Raw genomic sequence first — 19,660 nt, 5'->3', positions numbered from 1 at the left:
TTAATCTCAGGCACCGAATAATGGATGAAACCACACTCAAGGATGATAGTGGTGCCTGAGTGAATAAGGCTGGAAGTATGTCTGAACAAGATACTGGAGAGATGCGTACCGTCGAGATTGCTTATTTTGATGGTACCAAACGCACGGCAGCGATTGTTGATCGGGAGGTTCCTTATCCTGATGGCAAGTTGATTGTGTCCCGTACTGATCCGCAAGGCGTTATTACCCATGCGAATCAGGCATTTATCGATATGTCTGGTTACTGTGAAAGTGAGCTGATCGGAGCTAAGCACTATATTTTACGTCACCCTGATATGCCAGCGGTCGCCTTTAAGGATCTATGGGATACCATTGGGCGGGGTGAAAAGTGGAATGGCTATGTTAAAAATCTATGTAAAGATGGTTCGTATTACTGGGTTAAAGCAACGGTTATTCCGAATATTCGTAATGGCCAGTTGGTGGGCTATACCTCTGTTCGGCGCAAACCCTCTCGACGTAAAATCGAAGAGAGTGAAGTGCTGTATAAAACCCTGTTGGCTGAGGAGTGAAGACCATGACATTCAATCTTTCGGTCAGCCCCGATTTTGCACCTGATCATATATCAGGATGGTATTTTTTTAATACCTGGTTACAGCGCACGCTGGATATCGGTATCCATCTAGAGCTCTATGATAGCTTTGAGGCGCAGCGAAAGGATATTCGCGCTGATAAGTTTGATCTCATTTATGCGAATCCTTACGATGCTTCGATGCTGGTGAGGGAGCTGGGTTTTCAGGCAGTGGCCAAGCCTGCTAGTCAACCTGACGAAACCATCATCGCCGTGAATGCTGAGTCTGATTTTCATTCGGTTGAAGATCTAACTGTCGGCTGTCGAGTGGCTACCACGGATGACCCCGATGTTCATACGATGGGGATGATTATGCTGGAGTCTGCTGATTTGGATAGCAGCAATGTTGAGATCAAACAGCATAGTAGCTACGTCGTGGGGGCTAAAAATCTTTTAAATGGCGATGCCGATGTAGGCTTCTTTTTGAAGGATGCCTATGAAGAGTTGTCTGAGCTAATTCGTTCCCGCATGCGGGTGTTAGTCGGCAGTGAAATCAGTGTTGTGCACCACAGTTTGTTAGTGGGGCCGCGAATGGCCGAGTATATTCCTGCACTTCAGACTGCATTACTGACGATGCAGGATGATGAAAAAGGCAAAGGTGTGCTGGAGAGTATGGGCATCACGTCATGGGAGCCGATGGATGCAGAGCAGACCGAGTTTATGATCGATCTAATTGATACGCTGATCGATTAAGCCCTTCTAAGCGCCCCGCAAGGGGCGTTATGTTAATAACCTTTCCTCTAACGACATACGATTTTGTGTGTTTGTCTTTCTTCATGCGCTCCTTAGCTTCTGTAGTATTCGCGATATTAACCACTGTGCTCATCGCTGATCTGTACTGATATATAATAGTTTTTCGTCGAGGGTCGATCTTAACTATGTCGTATGTGATGTCGTATGTGATGTCGTATGTGATGTTGAATTAATAGCGACTTGGCCTGATATTACGACTTAGGTCGTTAGGCTTAAGAGAGGCTAGCTGCATCCTTTTATCGATAGATAAAATGCTAAATAGGTGGCTTAGTAGTATTGTATGGATGTTATCGCTGTCTTTTCAGATGGGTGAGATTAGCGCTGGTGAGCCAGTGCTAACCTGACTTTTTTGAGGATTAAAGATGAAAACCATAATTGTTGTCGGAGGCGGGGCAGGCGGTCTTGAGTTAGTTACTCGGCTGGGTCATAAGCTGGGTAAAAAGAAACGGGCCAGAATTATTTTAGTTGATCGTAATCGCAGCCATATTTGGAAGCCGCTGTTGCACGAGGTCGCAACGGGTTCATTGGATATGAGTAGTGATGGCGTGGTTTATCGTGCGCATTGCGCAGCACACTATTATGAATTTCAACTGGGCACCATGATCGGTCTAGACCGGGTGGCGAAAAGTATCCGCTTAGAATCCCTGAAGGATGATGAGGGTAAAGAGGTACTGCCAGAAAGAGAGCTCACCTTTGATACGCTGGTGATGGCGGTAGGGAGTGTGAGTAATGATTTTGGTACGCCGGGTGTGGCTGAGCATAGCTACTTCCTTGATTCCCATCAGCAGGCGGAGCGTTTTCACCGTGCACTGTTAAATCAATTTATGCGGATCAATCAAAGCGCAGCTGATACCGAGTTGCAGTTAGCCATTGTGGGTGGCGGAGCTACTGGGGTTGAGTTGGCAGCCGAGTTAAATCATGTGGCCGATCTATTTAAGTTTTACGGCATGCCGGAGATGTCGGCTAAGCGATTGAAAATCCATTTAATTGAGGCCGGCCCACGAATTTTGCCAGCGTTGCCGCAGCGAATAGCCGTGGCAGCGAAGAAAGAACTCAATGAATTGGGTATTACGATTCATGAAAATGTACGGGTGACTCAGGCCACCGATGATGGCTTTATGACCCAAGATGATCAATTGATTGCAGCGGATCTACAGGTGTGGGCGGCGGGGGTTAAAGCGCCAGACTTCATTAAGTCCATCGACCTGTTTGAGACCAATCGCAACGGCCAGATCATCGTTAAACCGAGTCTGCAAAGCACTGTTGATGATGCTGTTTTTGTCATCGGCGATTGTTGTGCCTGCGAGCAACCGGATGGAAGCTGGGTGCCACCTCGGGCGCAGTCAGCACATCAGATGGCCGGGTTGGTATATAAAAATATTCTGCTGATGGAGCAGGGAAAACCGCTGCAAAGTTATCTCTATAAAGATCATGGCTCGCTGGTTAACCTTAGCCGCTATAGTACGGTGGGGAGCCTGATGGGTAATCTCACTAATGGTACGATGTTTGTTGAGGGGCATATCGCACGGCTGGTGTATATCTCGCTTTACCGTATGCATCAGGTGGCTATACATGGGTGGTTAAAAGCGGCGGCTATCTATTTTGCACAGAAAATTGGCGGTACGGTTAAGCCAAAAATGAAGCTTCATTGAGGTTGGCATCTAGTCGTTAACGCTCGATATGCAGAGTAATAAAAAACCCGGATCAGGCTAGCTGGTCCGGGTTTTTTAGTGCTTAACGGTTATCGATTAAGGCTTAACCGATAACGGTTTTTGACGCGAGTCGATTAAGACAATGCCGCCAACGCTGCGTTCAACGTTGCGCTTGGACGCATAACTTTCTTAACGTCTTCGCGGTTCGCGTGGTAGTAACCACCCAAGTTAGCAGGAGTGCCTTGAACGGCGCTCAATTCGGCTACGATCTTCGCTTCGTTGTCAGCCAGGTTTTTAGCCAGTGGCGCGAAGATAGCCGCTAGTTCTGGATCTTCAGTCTGAGCGGCAACTTCTTGTGCCCAGTACATACCGAGATAGAAGTGGCTACCACGGTTGTCCAGTTCGCCAGTTTTACGTGAAGGAGACTTGTTGTTCTCCAGCAGTTTACCGGTGGCTGCATCCAGTGTTTTCGCTAGGATATCGGCACGCTTGTTGCCTTCTTTGATGCCCATCTCTTCCAGAGAAACGGCCAGAGCAAGGAATTCACCAAGAGAGTCCCAACGCAGATGGTTTTCTTCTTGAACCTGTTGTACGTGCTTAGGTGCAGAACCGCCAGCGCCTGTTTCATACATACCACCGCCTTTCAGCATAGGTACGATAGATAGCATTTTAGCGGATGTGCCCAGTTCCATAATAGGGAACAGGTCAGTCAGGTAATCACGCAGTACGTTACCGGTTACTGAGATGGTATCGTTACCACGGATCATGCGATCCATGCTGTAACGAATCGCCTGATTGTAAGTTTTGATCGTAATCTCTAGACCGTCAGTATCGTAGTCTTTCAAATACAGTTTAACTTTCTTGATCAACTCAGCATCGTGGGCACGTTTGTGGTCCAACCAGAAGACAGTAGGCATACCGGATTGACGGGCACGGGTAACGGCCAGTTTAACCCAATCACGCACAGCGTCGTCTTTGGTTTGGCAAGCACGCCAGATATCACCTTTCTCAACTTCGTGTTGCATCAACACAGTGCCGTCAGCAGCAACAACACGCATAATGCCGTCAGCCATCATTTCGAAAGTTTTGTCGTGAGAACCGTACTCTTCTGCTTTACGAGCCATCAAACCAACGTTAGGGACAGTACCCATAGTGGTTGGATCGAATGCGCCGTTAGTTTTACAGAAGTTGATCATTTCCTGATAGATACGGGCGTAGGTGCTTTCAGGCATAACGGCTTTAGTATCTTTTGGCTTACCATCAGGGCCCCACATTTTGCCGCCATTACGGATCATGGCTGGCATAGACGCATCAACGATAACGTCAGAAGGGACGTGCAGGTTGGTGATACCTTTAACAGAATCAACCATCGCCATTTCAGGGCGGTGTTCTAGGCACTCATGGATCGCTTCTTCGATCTCTTCACGCTTAGAGGTTGGCAGTGTTGCGATTTTGTCGTATACGCTGCTGATACCGTTGTTAGGGTTAACACCCAGTTCTTCAAACAGATCGCCGTATTTATCAAACAGCTCTTTGTAGAAAACAGTAACCGCGTGACCGAAGACGATCGGGTGAGACACCTTCATCATGGTGGCTTTAACGTGCAGAGACCACATTACGCCGGTGTCTTTCGCGTCTTGCATTGTTTCTTCAAAGAACTCACGCAGGGCTTTACAGCTCATGAGCATGCTGTCGAGAATCTCGCCCTTTTCTAGGCTCAGTTCTTTCTTAACTTCAACATTACCGGCCTGATCAACGAACTCAAGGCGGACATCGCCGGCTTGGTCCATGGTGATAGACTGTTCGCTATGGAAGAAGTCACCGTCACGCATGTAATCCGCATGGGTGCGTGAAGCTTTGCTCCACTTGCCCATTGAGTGTGGGAATTTACGGACGAAGGCTTTTACAGCACTTGGGGCACGACGGTCAGAGTTACCTTCACGTAGAACCGGGTTTACTGCAGAACCGAGGATTTTAGAATAACGAGCCTGAATGGCTTTCTCTTCTTCTGTCTCTGGCGCTTCAGGGTAAGTAGGGATATCACAGCCTTGTGCTTGAAGTTCTGCGATGCAGGCTTTCAGCTGAGGGATAGAGGCAGAGATATTGGGTAGTTTGATGATATTAGCGTGTGGGTCTTGAGTTAATGCCCCCAGGAATTTCAATCCATCTTCAGCTTTTTGTTCTTCGGTCAGCTTTTCGGGGAATGCCGAGAGAATACGGCTAGCGAGAGATATGTCGCTGATTTTAACGTCGATGCCGGCCGCTTTGGTAAATGTTCTTACAATTGGTAACAAAGAACAGGTTGCCAGTGAGGGTGCTTCGTCGGTCAGGGTCCAGTAAATAGTGTGATTCGTGGTAGTCATTGTATCCCCTTGTCATTTGGCTGGTAGCCAGAGGCTTAACAGAACAGCTTATGGCTATCCGTTACATCTTTGCGTAAGCCCGTAATTAATTATTCCGCGGGCGCATTATACGTCAAAAAATTACTAATACTGAAGTAGTTAGGCCGATTCAGAGGGATCTTATCGACTAAAAGATAGTATGACTGTAGTTTTATTACCGATATAGAGGGGTGGTTTTACTGTTTTAGACTGAAAAGCAATAAAAAAGGGATCCGAAGATCCCTTGTTTTTAATATTGTGTTGCTCAACGATTAGGCAAAACGTCTTTCAGTTTGTTGTGCATATCGAGCAGGGTTTTCTCGGTGGTATCCCAATCGATACAGGCATCGGTAATCGATACACCGTACTGAAGATCGGCTGGATTATCAGTCATTTTCTGGTTACCCCAACCGAGGTTGGATTCCACCATCAGGCCAACGATTGATTTATTGCCATCAATGATCTGGTTGGTGACGTTTTCCATCACCAGTGGCTGCAGCGCTGGGTCTTTGTTGGAATTGGCATGACTGCAATCAATCATAATGTTCTGCTTCAGGCCGGCTTTTTCCAATGCCTGTTCGCACAGAGCCACATGAACAGAGTCATAGTTAGGCTCGCCATTACCACCGCGCAATACAACATGACCGTATTTGTTACCACGGGTACGCACAATGGATACTTGGCCCTGTTCGTTAATGCCAAGAAAGCTGTGTGGGTGAGCGACCGATTCTAGGGCGTTGATCGCCACGGTAAGGCCACCGTCGGTGCCGTTCTTAAGACCCACGGCGCCAGACAGTCCACTAGACATCTCCCGGTGAGTCTGGGATTCGGTCGTACGAGCACCGATAGCAGACCAAGAAATCAGATCTTGGATGTACTGTGGTGAGATCGGGTCAAGCGCTTCGGTTGCCAGCGGTAATCCAGCTTCGGCCAGTTGTAGCAGCAATTCACGACCAATATGCAGGCCCTCTTCAATCTGAAAAGAGTCATCCATACGGGGATCGTTAATCAGACCTTTCCAGCCGACAGTGGTACGGGGTTTCTCAAAATAGACGCGCATAACCAGATAGAGAGTGTCCTGTACCTGCTCAGCAAGCTGCTTTAGCTTCTGACCATATTCGATAGCCGCTTTAGTATCGTGAATAGAGCAGGGGCCCACCACAATAAACAACCGCTTATCTTCACCTTTCAGAATGTTCTTAATAGTCTGGCGACTTTCCATCACGGAAGTGGCCGCAGATTCTGATAGGGCTAATTTTGCTTTCAGCTGATCAGGAGTGATCAGTACATTATTACTCTCAATATTGAGGTTTTCGACTCGGTTATCAGACATCTCAATTTCCTAAAGTGTACAGCCTTTACTCTATACACCCGTTAGCGCGTTCGTAAAGGAGGTACTTTGTAACATATTCAGAGGAAAGGTTTAAGTGCTGGTGGGTGCTATCGGATGATACAATCGGAATAAATATATGGACCTTTGATCTAGCGAAGAATTATTGCCATATTTAGAGGTTTTTTCGTTGTTTTGGGCTGCGCTAATCGAACTCCTCTATTATTGTGCTGTCCACTAGCTGTTCGATCCGACTTACACATTAAGAGGTTACTGTGCCTGTAGTATTTCAATCCTTCGTTTTACAACGCTTAGGTGCCAGCATCATTGCTGTGCTGATGATGTTCCTACTTCAGTTTAGTGTGCCCGCTCAGGCTGGTTTATTTGATAACGCCAACCCTTTCAGTACGCAACAAGATGGGCCGTTGCCGGTCGATCAGGTTTATCTGCTGGACAGTGAACAGAAAGATGGGCAGCTTAAGCTGATCTGGACGATCAAAGATGGTTACTATCTTTATCGCGATAAAATCGAACTGAGTTATGGATCTGACGTTGCTGAGCTTAAGCGCAGTTACTCTGAGGCGGAACAAAAGGACGATCCTTTGTTTGGCCGGGTTTGGGTGTATCACAACCAAGCACTGGTGGATCTTGATCTGACCAGCACCACAGGTCAGCCGGTAGATAGTACCGTCACGATTACTTATCAGGGTTGCTGGGATGGCGGCATCTGTTATCCACCGGTCACCACGACCATTGACCTAACTCAGCTTCCTGTGAATACCGTTAACGTCGATAGCTCATCATCTGCGGTGAATAGCTCAGCGGCGATGACTGAGACTATAACCGGTCAGACGAATACCGTTGCACCGGTCATTCAAAGCGAGCAGGACCGTTTTGCGGCCATGATTTCCGGCAGTAGTTTGCTGTTAACGCTGGGCGCCTTTTTTGTCGCTGGGTTGGCCTTGGCGCTGACCCCCTGTGTGTTCCCGATGATTCCTATCCTGTCGAGCATTATTGCTGGCCAGGGGCACCGTACCACGGCTATGCATGGTTTTATGCTATCGCTGGTGTATGTGCTGGCGGTGGCCGTCACTTATACCATCGCGGGTGTGATTGCTGGGTTGTTCGGTGAGAACCTGCAGGCGGCCTTCCAGAATGCCTGGATTATTGGCCTGTTTAGTTTTGTCTTTGTGCTGCTGTCATTGTCGATGTTTGGTTTCTATGAACTGCAACTACCGAATGCGCTACAAAGCCGTCTGAATAATCTCAGTAACGGTCAAAAAGGCGGTACGGTGTTGGGCGTAGCTGTGATGGGCTTTTTATCTGCGCTGATCGTTGGTCCCTGTATGGCGGCACCGTTAGCGGGAGCGTTGATCTACATTGGCCAGACGGGTGATCCACTGCTCGGTGGTGCCGCGCTGTTTAGCCTGAGCATGGGGATGGGCGTACCACTGCTGATTGTCGGTGCATCGGCGGGTAAATTATTACCGAAGGCGGGGGCGTGGATGGAAAGCGTTAAAGCCGGTTTTGGTGTGATGTTGCTGTTGCTGGCTGTCTGGATGCTGGATCGGGTGATCGACGATAGTATCGCGCTGCTGCTGTATGCCATTATCTTGCTGGTGGCGGCGGTGTATATGAAAGCCTTGGATCGATTGCAGGATGAGGCCCGAGGCTGGCGCGTGTTCTGGAAAGGTATTGGCGTCGTGTTGCTTATCTATGGCGCGCTGCTGTTTGTGGGCGGCATGACTGGCGGTACGAGCTTGCTTCAGCCGTTGAAGAATATAGCGGCGGCTGGGCCTGCTCAAGCGGCGACAGAGATGAGATTTGTCACCGTGACCAACAAGACCCAGTTGGATCAGTTGTTAGCGGAAGCGAAGGCGCAAAATCAGCCGGTGATGCTCGATTTCTATGCTGACTGGTGCGTTGCCTGTGTCGAGCTGGATTATTTCACCTTTTCGGATGCTGGCGTACAGCAGGGGCTGAGCGGCTTCTCTCGTATTAAAGTGGATGTGACGGCGAATGATGATGCAGCAAAAGAACTGAGCCGTGATTACAGCGTGATAGGTCCACCTGCGTTGATCTTCTATGATCGTACCGGTGAACTGCAAGCGAATATGACCCTCATCGGCGTGATTGAGCCTGACGTGTTTATCAACCATATTGCTCGGTTGAATTAACCGCTTGTGATCAAGGGGTGAATTGCTTTATCAGGGGAATAAAAATAGCTATAAATCAATTGTTTAAATTAATAACTTAAATAAGATACTTAAATAGAGCCTTAAGCAAAGTACTTAAATAAAGCACTAAAAAAAGCTCTTTAATAAAGCACTAAAAAAGGCTGATGTGTAAACATCAGCCTTTTTTTATGGGGACATACTTGCTTGCGTTATTGTCTTAAGCGAACGTCATTTCCGGTACATTGTCCGGCACAATCAATTTGCCTTCGGTCTTCTCGATAATCTCTTCGACTGAAACACCCGGTGCCCGCTCTTTCAGGTGGAAAGCACCATCTTCAATTTCGAGGTAGGCGAGGTCGGTCAATACTTTCTTAATGCAGCCACGGCCCGTCAGTGGCAGCGAGCATTCAGTCAGCAGTTTCGATTCACCATGCTTGGATGCGTGGGTCATGGTAACGATAATATTATCCGCACCGGCGACTAAGTCCATCGCACCGCCCATGCCTTTAATCAGCTTGCCGGGAATCATCCACGAAGCAATATTGCCGTTCACATCGACTTCAAAAGCGCCCAACACGGTAAGATCAACGTGTCCGCCACGAATCATGGCAAAGGATTCCGCTGAGGAGAATATCGATGCTCCCGTAGCAGCCGTTACCGTTTGCTTACCGGCGTTAATCATATCCGCATCGATTTCATCTTCGGTAGGGAAAGGGCCCATACCCAGTAAGCCGTTTTCGGATTGCAGCATTACTTCGATCCCCGCAGGGACATAGTTTGCGACCAGTGTGGGGATACCGATGCCTAGGTTGACGTAAAAACCATCCTGAAGCTCGCGTGCAACACGCTGAGCCATCTGTTCACGAGAGAGTGCCATTGTTTTTCCTCTTCTCCCTAATAGCCGTTATAAACCTACAGCTATCTGGAATACATTATTATTGTTTAGCCCTGACGTACGGTACGTTGCTCAATACGTTTCTCGAAGGAGCCTTTAATCACTCGATTGACGTAGATGCCCGGGGTGTGGATCTCGCTAGGGTTCAACTCGCCAGGTTCGACGATCTCTTCAACTTCAACTACGGTAATTTTACCGGCTGTCGCGGCCATCGGATTAAAGTTCTGAGCGGTGTCGCGGTAGACAACGTTGCCGTAAGTGTCGGCTTTCCAACCTTTGACAATGGCAAAGTCGCCGGTAATGGATTCTTCCATAATATAGTGGCGACCGTTAAATTCGCGTACTTCTTTGCCATCACCCACCGGTGTGCCATAGCCTGTTGCAGTGTAAAACGCAGGGATGCCAGCGCCGCCAGCGCGCATCTTCTCGGCTAGTGTGCCCTGTGGGGTGAGTTCAACCTCAAGTTCGCCCGCCAGCAGCTGCTTTTCAAACAGCGCGTTTTCGCCAACGTAAGATGAGATCATTTTTTTGATTTGACGATCGACTAGCAGAATACCGAGACCGAAGTCATCGATACCGCAGTTATTAGAGACAATGGTAAGGTCTTTAGTGGCCATCGTTCTGATCTGCTTGATCAGATTTTCAGGGATACCGCAAAGGCCGAAGCCGCCTGCGATCACCGTCATGCCATCTTCTAGGCCTGCCATCGCTTCTTCGTAGCTATTTACTACCTTGTTGAAACCCGCCATGTATGCAACTCCGCATTAGCTGTTGTTGTTATAGGCAGATGCCCGGCTGGGACCGCTCTGTTGCCAGAACACCGGGCACCTGATGCAACGATTCTGATCCATATCGGCTGGCTTAAAAGGGCCAATCGAGTCGATCAGTGGGTTAAGTCTCATATACTGGGTATTATTTAGCAAATTTAATGATTTTAACTATTTATAAGATTTAATTATAAATAGACTGTAAATTACCCTGTATAGAGAGATTAGAGTGCACAACCTTCGGTGAGATATGGCCAATATTACCCTTAAGCAGTTGAAAGCATTTGTGGCGGTCGCCCGCACCCAGAGCTTTACTGATGCCTGTATACAGGTACATCTGTCGCAACCGGCGCTGAGTCTCGCCATTAAAAAGCTTGAAGAGGAGGTCGGGGGGGCGCTCTTTAGTCGCACCACTCGGGCTATTGCGTTAACCCCCGAAGGGGAGGAGTTCTATCCGGTAGCTCGCAAGATACTGCAGGATTGTGATACTGCCCTCGATGACCTAAACCAGCGTTTCGCCATGAATCGAGGCCGAGTCGTGTTGGCAGCAATGCCCTCGTTTGCCAGTAGTTTACTACCGGGTCTGATTCGTGAATACCGGGTGCTTTACCCCAGCGTCAGTGTCACGGTAAACGATGTGATCGCCGAAGATGTGGTGGATATGGTGCGTAATGGTCAGGTTGAGGTCGGTGTTACTTTTGATCCTGGCCGTTTTGATGATTTGACCTTTATTCCCCTTTTTGAAGATCGATTTGTCGCGGTTGTTTATGCGCAACACCCATTGGCCAGCGAGGAATCGGTTTCATGGCAAGCGCTGCTGGAAGATGACTTTATTACCTTGCAGCAGCCTTCCAGCATACGCTTATTGATCGAAGCGAAATTGCGTCAATTAGGGATGCAGGTTCACCCCGAATTTGAAACCCATCAATTGGCTACCATTGGCCGCATGGTCGTGACCGGCTTAGGTGTCAGCGCGGTGCCTTCGCTGTGTATCGGACAGATGCGTGAACAGGGCGCGGTCTGTCGTGAACTGCATACTCCGGTGATGTCCCGTCCAGTAGGGATCGTCACCCGCAAACGCTATCCACTTTCAACCGCCGCACGTAGCCTGGTTGATATTATTCAGGCCTCGGCGGACCGACTTTCCCAAGAGGTGAAACTGACCTAATTAGGGGTAGATATAGCCTTATTTTGTGCATCTTTGTGCCGATTTCATGTGAAGTGGTATTGAGTTGGTTAGATCAACTATATCTTGAACACTGAGCAATTTATGAAATCAGAGATAATGAGCTTGTGGTTGTTCGCTTGAAACCGGTATCGGCAAACACTGGTGTAGCGAGGCACGCCCCCATGCCGATAAGCAGTATGAAGCGATAACCTAGTTCATGCTTCCTTGTTCTCTCTATGGTGCTCAATCAAGGGTCTAATCAAAGGGCTAATCAATGACCGAACGATAAGCCTCGATAATGTGGCTCACATCCGCTGTGTCGCCCTGTTGCATTCGTTGGTAGTGTTCCAGCGTTGTTTGCAAATAACGCTGAATAACATCACGTTGCTCGTTTGAATTAGCTTGCCAAATAGTCTCACCCACTGGGCTGATAGGCCTACCGGGATCGCTTTCAGATGACACCAGCATGATTTCGTAAAAGCGATGGTTCTCTTCGATCAAAGCTTCATCCTTTAAGCTCAAATTTAGTTCGATCAACGTCTGACGCAAGGCAAATTGATGGTGCACGGGGCAGAGTAGAAAATCGAGGGTCAAGCCAATATGTGTTTGTTGAATGATGCTAACAAACTGCTTAATGAGATCGCCGCCCACCCCCGCAATAATGACCAGTTGCCTGCCGCTGTACTGTTCTAATGGAAGTAGTGCGACATCAAGGCAGTGAGTTGTCCAGCGTTCAGCGAGGTCAGCGTAATGCTGCTGCAGCCTGCTTTCTAGTTCAGTGATCAGTGATGGCACAATATCAACAAAATGGACCTGGGCATCGCTGTGGCGCGCGAGTAGGGCTGCACCGAGGTGGCCATGATCGCAACAGCAATCCCAAATATGGGTATAGCCAGGAGCGACCAACTGTTCAATCTGAGTTAATCGTTTACTGAGTTTCAATTAAGGGCCTTGGGCTTTTTTTTGTTTATAACGATGGCTTGTTCAGCGAGCACTGAAGCCCGTTTTTCTAAGAGGGCTTTGGTGGTCAGTAAAACCTATACGCCAGCCAGCGAATAAAACACATTGGCATAGGCGGCAAAAACGACTAAAAGCAGGCAGCCCAGAGAAAGGAAGAGGGTTGTTTTGGGTCGGCCAAACAACAACGGGGCAAGCCCGCACGCCACAAGAGTCAGGAGCATAACCCACCAGTATTGGATATTAGCCATGAGCAGCGATGTGATATAGGGGACTTCGTTGCCGGTCGCTTGGATAGCACCGGTGAAACTGCCGGGCTTAACATGGCTCAATGCAAACAGTAAGAACCCCGCTGCGCCCAGCATAAGGCTGGAGAGTATGCCGCAGAATGCTTTTATCATGACTATTCTCCTAGCCTTTGAGGCTAATGTTTATTCGAGTCGATCATTTTAACGACACCGGTTGCAAGACCTACACGGATCAAGCGTCATTCAGATGAATGACGCTTGCTATGGATTGAGCTTGCTTAAACGCTCTATGATGCGTGCCTAGCCTTGCTTACTTTCACGCTTAAAAGACGGTATTTAACGTTTAGTCTTGAAAGCCTATGTTCATAGCCGGTCGTGGTTATTTAAACTCGGCCCATATAGGAGCGTGATCTGAGGGTTTTTCCATGCCACGGATATCGTAATCGATATTGGCATCGATACAGCGCTGATAGAGTGATTCGGTTGCCAGCACGGCATCTATGCGTAGGCCGCGTTTAGGTTCGGCTTCGAAACCTCGGCTGCGATAGTCAAACCAGCTAAAGAGGTTGTCGGCGTCGGGGTGGATTTTACGGAAGGTATCTTTGAGGCCCCAGCCGAGCAGACGCGCTAACCATTCACGCTCTTCAGGCTGAAAGCTAGTTTTACCGGATTTAAGCCAGCGTTTGCGGTTAACTTCACCGATGCCGATATCGATCTCTTGCGGTGAGATATTCAGATCGCCCATGACCACCAATGGCTGAGTAGGGTCGCAGTGCTGTTCTAGATAATCCTGTAGATCGTTATAGTATTTGCGCTTCGCTGGGTATTTGGTTTCATGGGCAATGTTTTCACCCTGAGGGAAATAACCGTTCAACACCTTAACCCGCACGCCGTCGATATCGTATTCACCGATGATCATCCGTTTCTGGGCGTCGCTATCATCGCCGGGGAAGCCTTTCTCAATGGTTACTGGTGGCAGTTTGGAAATTAGACAGACACCGTAATGACCTTTCTGACCGTGATACTCCACATGATAGCCTAGGGACGTAATCATCTCTTGAGGGAACTCGTCATCATGTACTTTGGTTTCTTGAATACCGATGACGTCGGGCTGATGTTTGTCGATCAGGGCTTTAATTTGATGGGGGCGGGCGCGTAGGCCATTGGTGTTAAATGAGATCAGTTTCATGCTACTTCCAAAGGAAAATCGATAAGAGGTGCGATATGGCGCATACGTTAACCTTCAGATAAAAAAAGTGCAATCTCGGGCGATTGAAAAACCTTATTACCAGTTTTGTTGATCTTTATTGGCATCATGGCACCACAGCAGGTAGATTAGGCCCATAAAGTTTTATCAAGCAGAAGTCTGGCGTTGCCGTTCTGCTTTTTCAGTTAATTGTTATCTGTGTTAAGGGGATCTCTGTGGCAGAATTTGATTTTGACCTGTTTGTAATTGGTGCTGGCTCTGGCGGTGTGCGGGCTGGACGTATGGCAGCAGGCATGGGCGTTCGGGTCGGTATGGCTGAAGATCGTTATTTAGGCGGCACCTGCGTGAATGTGGGTTGTGTACCTAAGAAACTTTTTGTATATGGCTCTCATTTTACTGAAGATTTTGAAAACGCCGCTGGGTTTGGTTGGACCGTGGGTAAATCAACCTTTGATTGGCCAACCCTGCGGGATAACAAAACCAAAGAGATCGAACGTCTGAACGGCATTTACCGTAATATGTTGGTCAATTCCGGGGTTAACCTGTTAGAAGGTCGGGCGCGCATTACAGGGCCGAATACCGTTGAGGTGTCTGGCAAAGAGTACAGCGCTGAGCGTATTCTGATCGCCACGGGCGGCTGGCCTTTTGTGCCTGAGTTCCCAGGCAGCGAACATGTCATTAGCTCGAATGAAGTGTTCTATCTGGATGAATTTCCTAAACGGGCCATTGTGGTCGGCGGCGGTTATATCGCGGTTGAGTTTGCCGGTATCTTTGCTGGGCTAGGGGCTGAAACATCATTGGTTTACCGTGGTGATATGTTCCTGCGTGGCTTTGATCAGGAAGTGCGTGAATTTACCGCCGAAGAAGTGGCGAAGAAAAATGTTTCGCTGCGTTTCAATAACAATATTGAAAAGATTGAAAAGCAGGCCGACGGTTCATTGTTGGCTTATCTGACCGACGGCACCACGCTAGAAGCCGATACCATTATGTATGCCACCGGTCGGGTGCCTAATGTGAAGGATCTCGGGCTGGAAAATATCAACCTGGAACAAAAATCGAATGGCGCGATTGTCGTTGATGATCAGTTCCAAACCGCTGAACCGTCTGTGTATGCGATTGGTGATGTGATCGATCGGGTGCAATTAACTCCGGTAGCACTGGCTGAAGGTATGGCGCTGGTGCGTAACCTGTATGACGGCCAAGCGCAAAAAGTGGATTACGATTTGATAGCTACCGCGGTGTTCTGTCAGCCAAATATTGGCACCGTTGGACTTTCTGAAGAAAAAAGCCGTGAACTCTATGACAATGTCGATGTCTATTCTTCTAAGTTCAGAGCAATGAAGCATACGCTTAGTGGTAGTGATGAGAAAACCTTCATGAAAATGTTGGTCGATCGTGACACAGATAAGGTGCTTGGGGTGCATATGGTTGGCCCCGATGCAGGCGAAATCATTCAGGGCATTGCTATCGCTCTGAAAGCCGGTGCAACCAAGGCGGTATTTGATTCCACCATTGGTATACACCCTACCGCTGCGGAAGAGTTTGTAACGATGCGTGAGCCCGTAAGTTAAGTAACCTTCATCGACTTTAGCCTCGGCTGCTTCGGCAGACCGGGGATTTTTTTGTCTGGAATTTGTAAGTCGGTAAGCTTATTTAAATCGGCTTAGTTAAATTAGTCTAGTTTTCTAAGTTCTAAGTTCTAAGTTCTAAGTTCTAAGTTAAGAGTTCAGTTAAACGGGCTTGTGCTTAAGCCGGTGATAATTCTGGAAGTTGTGAATTCTGGAAATTGTGCTGATCTAAACAGTGTTTGAGAGGTCGGGCGTTGATGAGAAGTAAGCTTTAACGGGTGAAGAAAACAGTCTCAGCATCTCTTGAGAGCGGCGCTTTAGATCACTATCTAAAGTTCCGCCTCAAGCAGAAGGGCGTGAAAGGTGAGCGCGCTTAATCGGCGATCTGCACGTTATTACGGCCCGCTTCTTTTGCTTTGTAGAGTGCGGCATCGGCACGGGCGATAAGATTATCCGGTGATTCATCGCTACTCAGTCGGGCAACCCCGAAGGAGGCGGTGACAGAGCTGATCACTTCGCCGCTTTTCTTTTGTTTGATGCGAATAGCGGCAATTCGGTGGCGTACCTTTTCGGCCAGCTCACAGGCGTCTGTGACGTTCATGCCGGGTAGTAGCATGGAAAACTCTTCGCCACCAAAACGGACAGGAATTAGCGGTTCGGTGCAGGCTTCTTTGATCAGCTTGGCAACGTATTGCAGCACCTTGTCGCCCATCTGATGGCCGTAGGTGTCGTTAAACTTCTTAAAGAAATCGATATCAATCATGATGAGTGATACATCGGGTTCAGGCTTAGCTGCCTGCTCACTGATTTCTTGATCGAAGACACGCCGGTTAAATAAACCGGTGAGAGGATCAATCGTGGCATCTTGGCGGGATTGATCCAACTCTTGTTTCAACTTCGTAATTTCGGATTGTGCATCATCAATTTTAGCTTGGAACTGCCGAGTACTTTCACTGATCGATTCAGTATTCGCCGATAGGTTTTGAATAATGGCTTCTAACGATTTCGTGTCATTGCCGGTTTTAAGGGCTGCGAGACTGTCTTGCAGAATCTCATTATAGGCTTCGGTATCCTGTACCGTACTGGATGCCGAACTTTCCAAATCACCCATTACCGACAGCAACGCCCGCTGGACGACTTCGGAGTTAGCGGCCTCATCCTTTATCAAGTATTCACTGAACAGTTGTTCGCTGACGCGATTAGGGCAGGTGCCGTAGATCTCTAATACTTTATCCATCTGCTGATTTAGCTTGGGGATGGACTTAGATACATAGGCGTACCAGAGAGCATAATTCAGGGGCGTGGGGGGGATGACATTATGCACCATCAGAGGAATAACTTGACGGAGGTATTCGGTGGCCTGGTGGGAATTATCTGCGAACTTCATAGAACCTCATTTTGTCTATCTCGCTAATACTTGATAACGGTCTCTCTCTCCACGATATCGAGAGGACTAAACAATAACACTATTTCTGCTATTCGGTGATTTTTTAGCGTATCCGTAGGCAGATTATAAAGATTAATTATTTAGAATTGCACGCTAATCTGTCTGCATAATGAATCAATACAACTCAATTGATGGTTCAGGATTAAACAATAATTTTATAACCAACTATCCTATTGAGGCAGTACTGTTAAATTCTCTTAGGTTGTAAAACGTATTAAGGGGCGGGTATGTCACTGATTTACGGACTCCACTTGAATAATCTCAAAGGTGACCTATTTGGCGGATTAACGGCAGCGGTGGTGGCGTTACCGCTCGCGTTGGCGTTTGGTGTGTCATCGGGTGCCGGTGCCATTGCCGGTTTATATGGGGCTGTTTTTGTTGGCCTGTTTGCCGCGCTATTTGGCGGCACGCCGAGTCAGGTGTCGGGCCCGACTGGGCCAATGACGGTGGTGATGGCATCGGTTTTTACCCAATTTGTTGCGCTTGATCCGGTCAACGGTGCGGTATATGCCTTCACGGTGGTGATGATGGGAGGATTGTTGCAGATGTTGTTTGGTCTGCTGAAACTGGGTAAATATGTCACCTTGGTGCCGTTTCCAGTGATCTCCGGTTTTATGACCGGTATCGGTATTATTATTATTTTGTTAGAGCTTGGGCCGATCTTTGGCTACCCGTCTTCCGCTAATACGCTCGAAGCCTTAGAGCAGATACCCCATTACATTCTCGATGCTAATCCTGCCGCCCTGTTACTTGGTTGTGTGACCTTGGGGATTGTTATTTTTTGCCCGAAAAAAATTGCAGATGTTATTCCACCAACACTGTTGGCGCTGGTGGCCGGTACGGTTATCTATCAGGTTTTTCATGGCGATACGGATCTGGTGGTGATTGGCCATATTCCGACGGGGATGCCGCAGTTTTTGGTGCCTCAGTTTTCCATGCAGATATTGGGTGACATGCTATTTGCCGCATTGATGTTAGCTGTATTGGGGTCTATCGATTCGTTGCTGACCTCTCTGGTGGCGGATAGCGTCACCAAGACGCAGCATAACTCTGATCGAGAACTGATCGGTCAGGGCATCGGTAATATGGTGGCGGGTCTGTTTGGCGGTTTACCTGGGGCAGGAGCGACCATGCGTACCGTGGTTAACATCAAAGCCGGTGGTCGAACCCCGCTGTCGGGTTGTTTTCATGCGTTGGTTTTAGTGGCGGTATTGCTCGGTGCTGCACCGTTAGCCGAAAGTATTCCCCATGCGGTATTGGCTGGCATTTTGATTAAAGTCGGCTTGGATATTATTGATTGGCGCTTTTTGTCTCGCTTACACCGTGCACCACTGTTTGTGGCTGCGCTGATGTTAGTGGTGATGGTGTTAACCGTGGTGGTCGATCTGGTGACGGCGGTGTTTGTCGGGGTGTTTGTCGCCAATGTGGTCACGGTGAAAGGGTTGGCGGATCATCAGCTCGATAGTATCCGGGTGATTGATAGCCATGCGGGTAGTGATGAAGGGCTGAGTAAGCGTGAGCGGGATTTATTAGCTGAAACCCGAGGAAGGGTTATCCTGTATCAATTTGATGGGCCAGTGAGTTATGCGGCAGCACAAGGGTTAGCGGGCAAACTGCAGGGGCGTCGACCCCATGATGCTTTACTCATGGATTTTAGCCGAGTGCCTTTGATCGATGTGTCTACCGTGCTGGCGATTGAGGATATGATCGTTGAGGCGCAAACATTGGGGCGGGATGTGCATATGATTGGCTTGAACCCTATCGTTAAGGATATTCTGGAGCGATTTAAAGTGCTTGGATTGATTCCGCCGAGCTGTTGCCATGAGACCCGAGAAGAGGGGTTAGAAATGGCCTATGCGATGGTCTTTCGTGATGAACTCAGCTGATATTCAGACGGATCAAATGCTGGAAAGGTGTGAGCGCCTGTTTAAGATCATTCAATCGGTTGATGGGTAGCTGTGCTGTTATCTGAATGTCAGTGCCAAAGCAGCGTTCACAGTCGATCAATTTAAACTGACTAATGAGTTGTTCTAGTTCGCCAGTTAGTTCATAGGAGGCGATCATTACAATCTCTTGAGTTGGGGTGACGATCTCTGTGGGGAGTGTTTGTAGGGCTTCATTCACCGCTTGAGAGTAGGCTCGAGCGATGCCGCCGGTACCCAGTTTAATGCCGCCAAAATAGCGCGTGACCACCGCGCAGATATTCCCCATATGGCTGTGTTGCAACACATTCAGCATGGGTTGTCCGGCGGTGCCTTTAGGCTCACCGTCGTCACTATAATTCCATTGATGAGCATCATCTGGACTGCCTGCGATATAGCTCCAGCAGTGATGGTTCGCTTTAGGTTCTCTTGCCCGTACCGACTCAATAAAGGCGGTGGCGCTATCTCGATCGTTAACCGGTTGTATATCACAGATAAAACGGCTCTTACGCACCTCAATTTCAGTCTGATGCGCGCTGGCGGGGCGGTGATAATCCATGGTTATGACTCCTGCAGCGCCG

The 19,660-nt window shown here is 48.3% G+C and carries 16 protein-coding genes; 7 read left to right on the top strand and 9 right to left on the bottom strand.

Annotation, left to right across the window (positions count from 1 at the left end; all coding sequences use genetic code 11):
* Window positions 1-77 precede the first annotated feature (77 nt).
* The 3 genes from KO512_RS03350 (at window position 78) to KO512_RS03340 (ending at window position 3,012) form a co-directional block, all read left to right on the top strand.
* On the top strand, window positions 78-548 hold the full coding sequence (locus KO512_RS03350; RefSeq protein ID WP_215950926.1) for a PAS domain-containing protein: 471 nt from the start codon (window positions 78-80) through the stop codon (window positions 546-548).
* 5 nt (window positions 549-553) lie between these two features.
* A complete protein-coding gene (locus tag KO512_RS03345) occupies window positions 554-1,300 on the top strand; it encodes a phosphate/phosphite/phosphonate ABC transporter substrate-binding protein (protein ID WP_215950925.1) in 747 nt (248 codons plus the stop codon).
* A 422-nt stretch (window positions 1,301-1,722) separates the two neighbouring features.
* On the top strand, window positions 1,723-3,012 hold the full coding sequence (locus tag KO512_RS03340) for an NAD(P)/FAD-dependent oxidoreductase (protein WP_215950924.1): 1,290 nt from the start codon (window positions 1,723-1,725) through the stop codon (window positions 3,010-3,012).
* 134 nt (window positions 3,013-3,146) lie between these two features.
* Here KO512_RS03340 and KO512_RS03335 read toward each other — a convergent pair whose 3' ends face one another.
* Entirely contained in the window at window positions 3,147-5,375 is a 2,229-nt protein-coding gene (locus KO512_RS03335) for an NADP-dependent isocitrate dehydrogenase (protein WP_215950923.1), read from the bottom strand.
* A gap of 283 nt (window positions 5,376-5,658) precedes the next feature.
* Window positions 5,659-6,726 carry a 3-deoxy-7-phosphoheptulonate synthase gene (locus tag KO512_RS03330; protein ID WP_215950922.1) on the bottom strand — a complete coding sequence of 356 codons (1,068 nt, stop codon included), beginning with the start codon at window positions 6,724-6,726 and terminating at the stop codon, window positions 5,659-5,661.
* Between the two features lie 272 nt (window positions 6,727-6,998).
* Between KO512_RS03330 and dsbD the strand changes: the two genes are divergently transcribed.
* Window positions 6,999-8,900 carry a protein-disulfide reductase DsbD gene (dsbD, locus tag KO512_RS03325; protein ID WP_303492501.1) on the top strand — a complete coding sequence of 634 codons (1,902 nt, stop codon included), beginning with the start codon at window positions 6,999-7,001 and terminating at the stop codon, window positions 8,898-8,900.
* Window positions 8,901-9,117: 217 nt separating this feature from the next.
* On the opposite strand, the gene KO512_RS03320 is transcribed toward dsbD, so the two are convergent.
* Together KO512_RS03320 and KO512_RS03315 are read right to left on the bottom strand one after the other, a co-directional pair.
* A complete protein-coding gene (locus tag KO512_RS03320; protein WP_126156831.1) occupies window positions 9,118-9,777 on the bottom strand; it encodes a CoA transferase subunit B in 660 nt (219 codons plus the stop codon).
* A 65-nt stretch (window positions 9,778-9,842) separates the two neighbouring features.
* Complete coding sequence (locus KO512_RS03315; protein WP_215950921.1) at window positions 9,843-10,544, bottom strand: CoA transferase subunit A; 702 nt, start codon at window positions 10,542-10,544, stop codon at window positions 9,843-9,845.
* Between the two features lie 268 nt (window positions 10,545-10,812).
* Between KO512_RS03315 and KO512_RS03310 the strand changes: the two genes are divergently transcribed.
* Window positions 10,813-11,730: a LysR family transcriptional regulator gene (locus KO512_RS03310; protein WP_215950920.1), complete on the top strand. Its 918-nt coding sequence runs from the start codon at window positions 10,813-10,815 to the stop codon at window positions 11,728-11,730.
* A gap of 267 nt (window positions 11,731-11,997) precedes the next feature.
* Here the strand turns inward: KO512_RS03310 and KO512_RS03305 are convergent, their stop codons facing one another.
* The 3 genes from KO512_RS03305 to xthA all read right to left on the bottom strand — a co-directional run bounded on the left by KO512_RS03305 (window position 11,998) and on the right by xthA (window position 14,124).
* Window positions 11,998-12,672, bottom strand: a complete 675-nt coding sequence (locus tag KO512_RS03305) for a tRNA (adenine(22)-N(1))-methyltransferase (protein WP_215950919.1) — start codon at window positions 12,670-12,672, stop codon at window positions 11,998-12,000.
* A 95-nt stretch (window positions 12,673-12,767) separates the two neighbouring features.
* Entirely contained in the window at window positions 12,768-13,088 is a 321-nt protein-coding gene (locus tag KO512_RS03300; RefSeq protein WP_215950918.1) for a hypothetical protein, read from the bottom strand.
* Window positions 13,089-13,314: 226 nt separating this feature from the next.
* Entirely contained in the window at window positions 13,315-14,124 is an 810-nt protein-coding gene (xthA, locus tag KO512_RS03295) for an exodeoxyribonuclease III (RefSeq protein ID WP_215950917.1), read from the bottom strand.
* Window positions 14,125-14,357: 233 nt separating this feature from the next.
* Here xthA and gorA point away from each other — a divergent pair, with 233 nt between their 5' ends.
* Window positions 14,358-15,713, top strand: a complete 1,356-nt coding sequence (gene gorA / locus KO512_RS03290) for a glutathione-disulfide reductase (protein ID WP_215950916.1) — start codon at window positions 14,358-14,360, stop codon at window positions 15,711-15,713.
* A gap of 370 nt (window positions 15,714-16,083) precedes the next feature.
* Here the strand turns inward: gorA and KO512_RS03285 are convergent, their stop codons facing one another.
* Window positions 16,084-17,097 carry a GGDEF domain-containing protein gene (locus KO512_RS03285; protein ID WP_215950915.1) on the bottom strand — a complete coding sequence of 338 codons (1,014 nt, stop codon included), beginning with the start codon at window positions 17,095-17,097 and terminating at the stop codon, window positions 16,084-16,086.
* A gap of 287 nt (window positions 17,098-17,384) precedes the next feature.
* Here KO512_RS03285 and KO512_RS03280 point away from each other — a divergent pair, with 287 nt between their 5' ends.
* Window positions 17,385-19,043 (top strand): SulP family inorganic anion transporter, encoded by a 1,659-nt coding sequence (locus tag KO512_RS03280; RefSeq protein ID WP_215950914.1) that lies wholly within the window; start codon window positions 17,385-17,387, stop codon window positions 19,041-19,043.
* On the opposite strand, the gene KO512_RS03275 is transcribed toward KO512_RS03280, so the two are convergent.
* A complete protein-coding gene (locus KO512_RS03275; RefSeq protein ID WP_215950913.1) occupies window positions 19,036-19,638 on the bottom strand; it encodes a YigZ family protein in 603 nt (200 codons plus the stop codon). The genes KO512_RS03280 and KO512_RS03275 overlap by 8 nt on opposite strands.
* Between the last annotated feature and the right edge of the window lie 22 nt (window positions 19,639-19,660).

Source organism: Amphritea atlantica, assembly GCF_018860855.1.
GTDB classification, from domain to species: Bacteria; Pseudomonadota; Gammaproteobacteria; order Pseudomonadales; family Balneatricaceae; genus Amphritea; species Amphritea atlantica_A.
The sequence above is the reverse complement of the archived record's forward strand: the minus strand, read 5'-3'. Positions and strand labels throughout refer to the sequence as shown.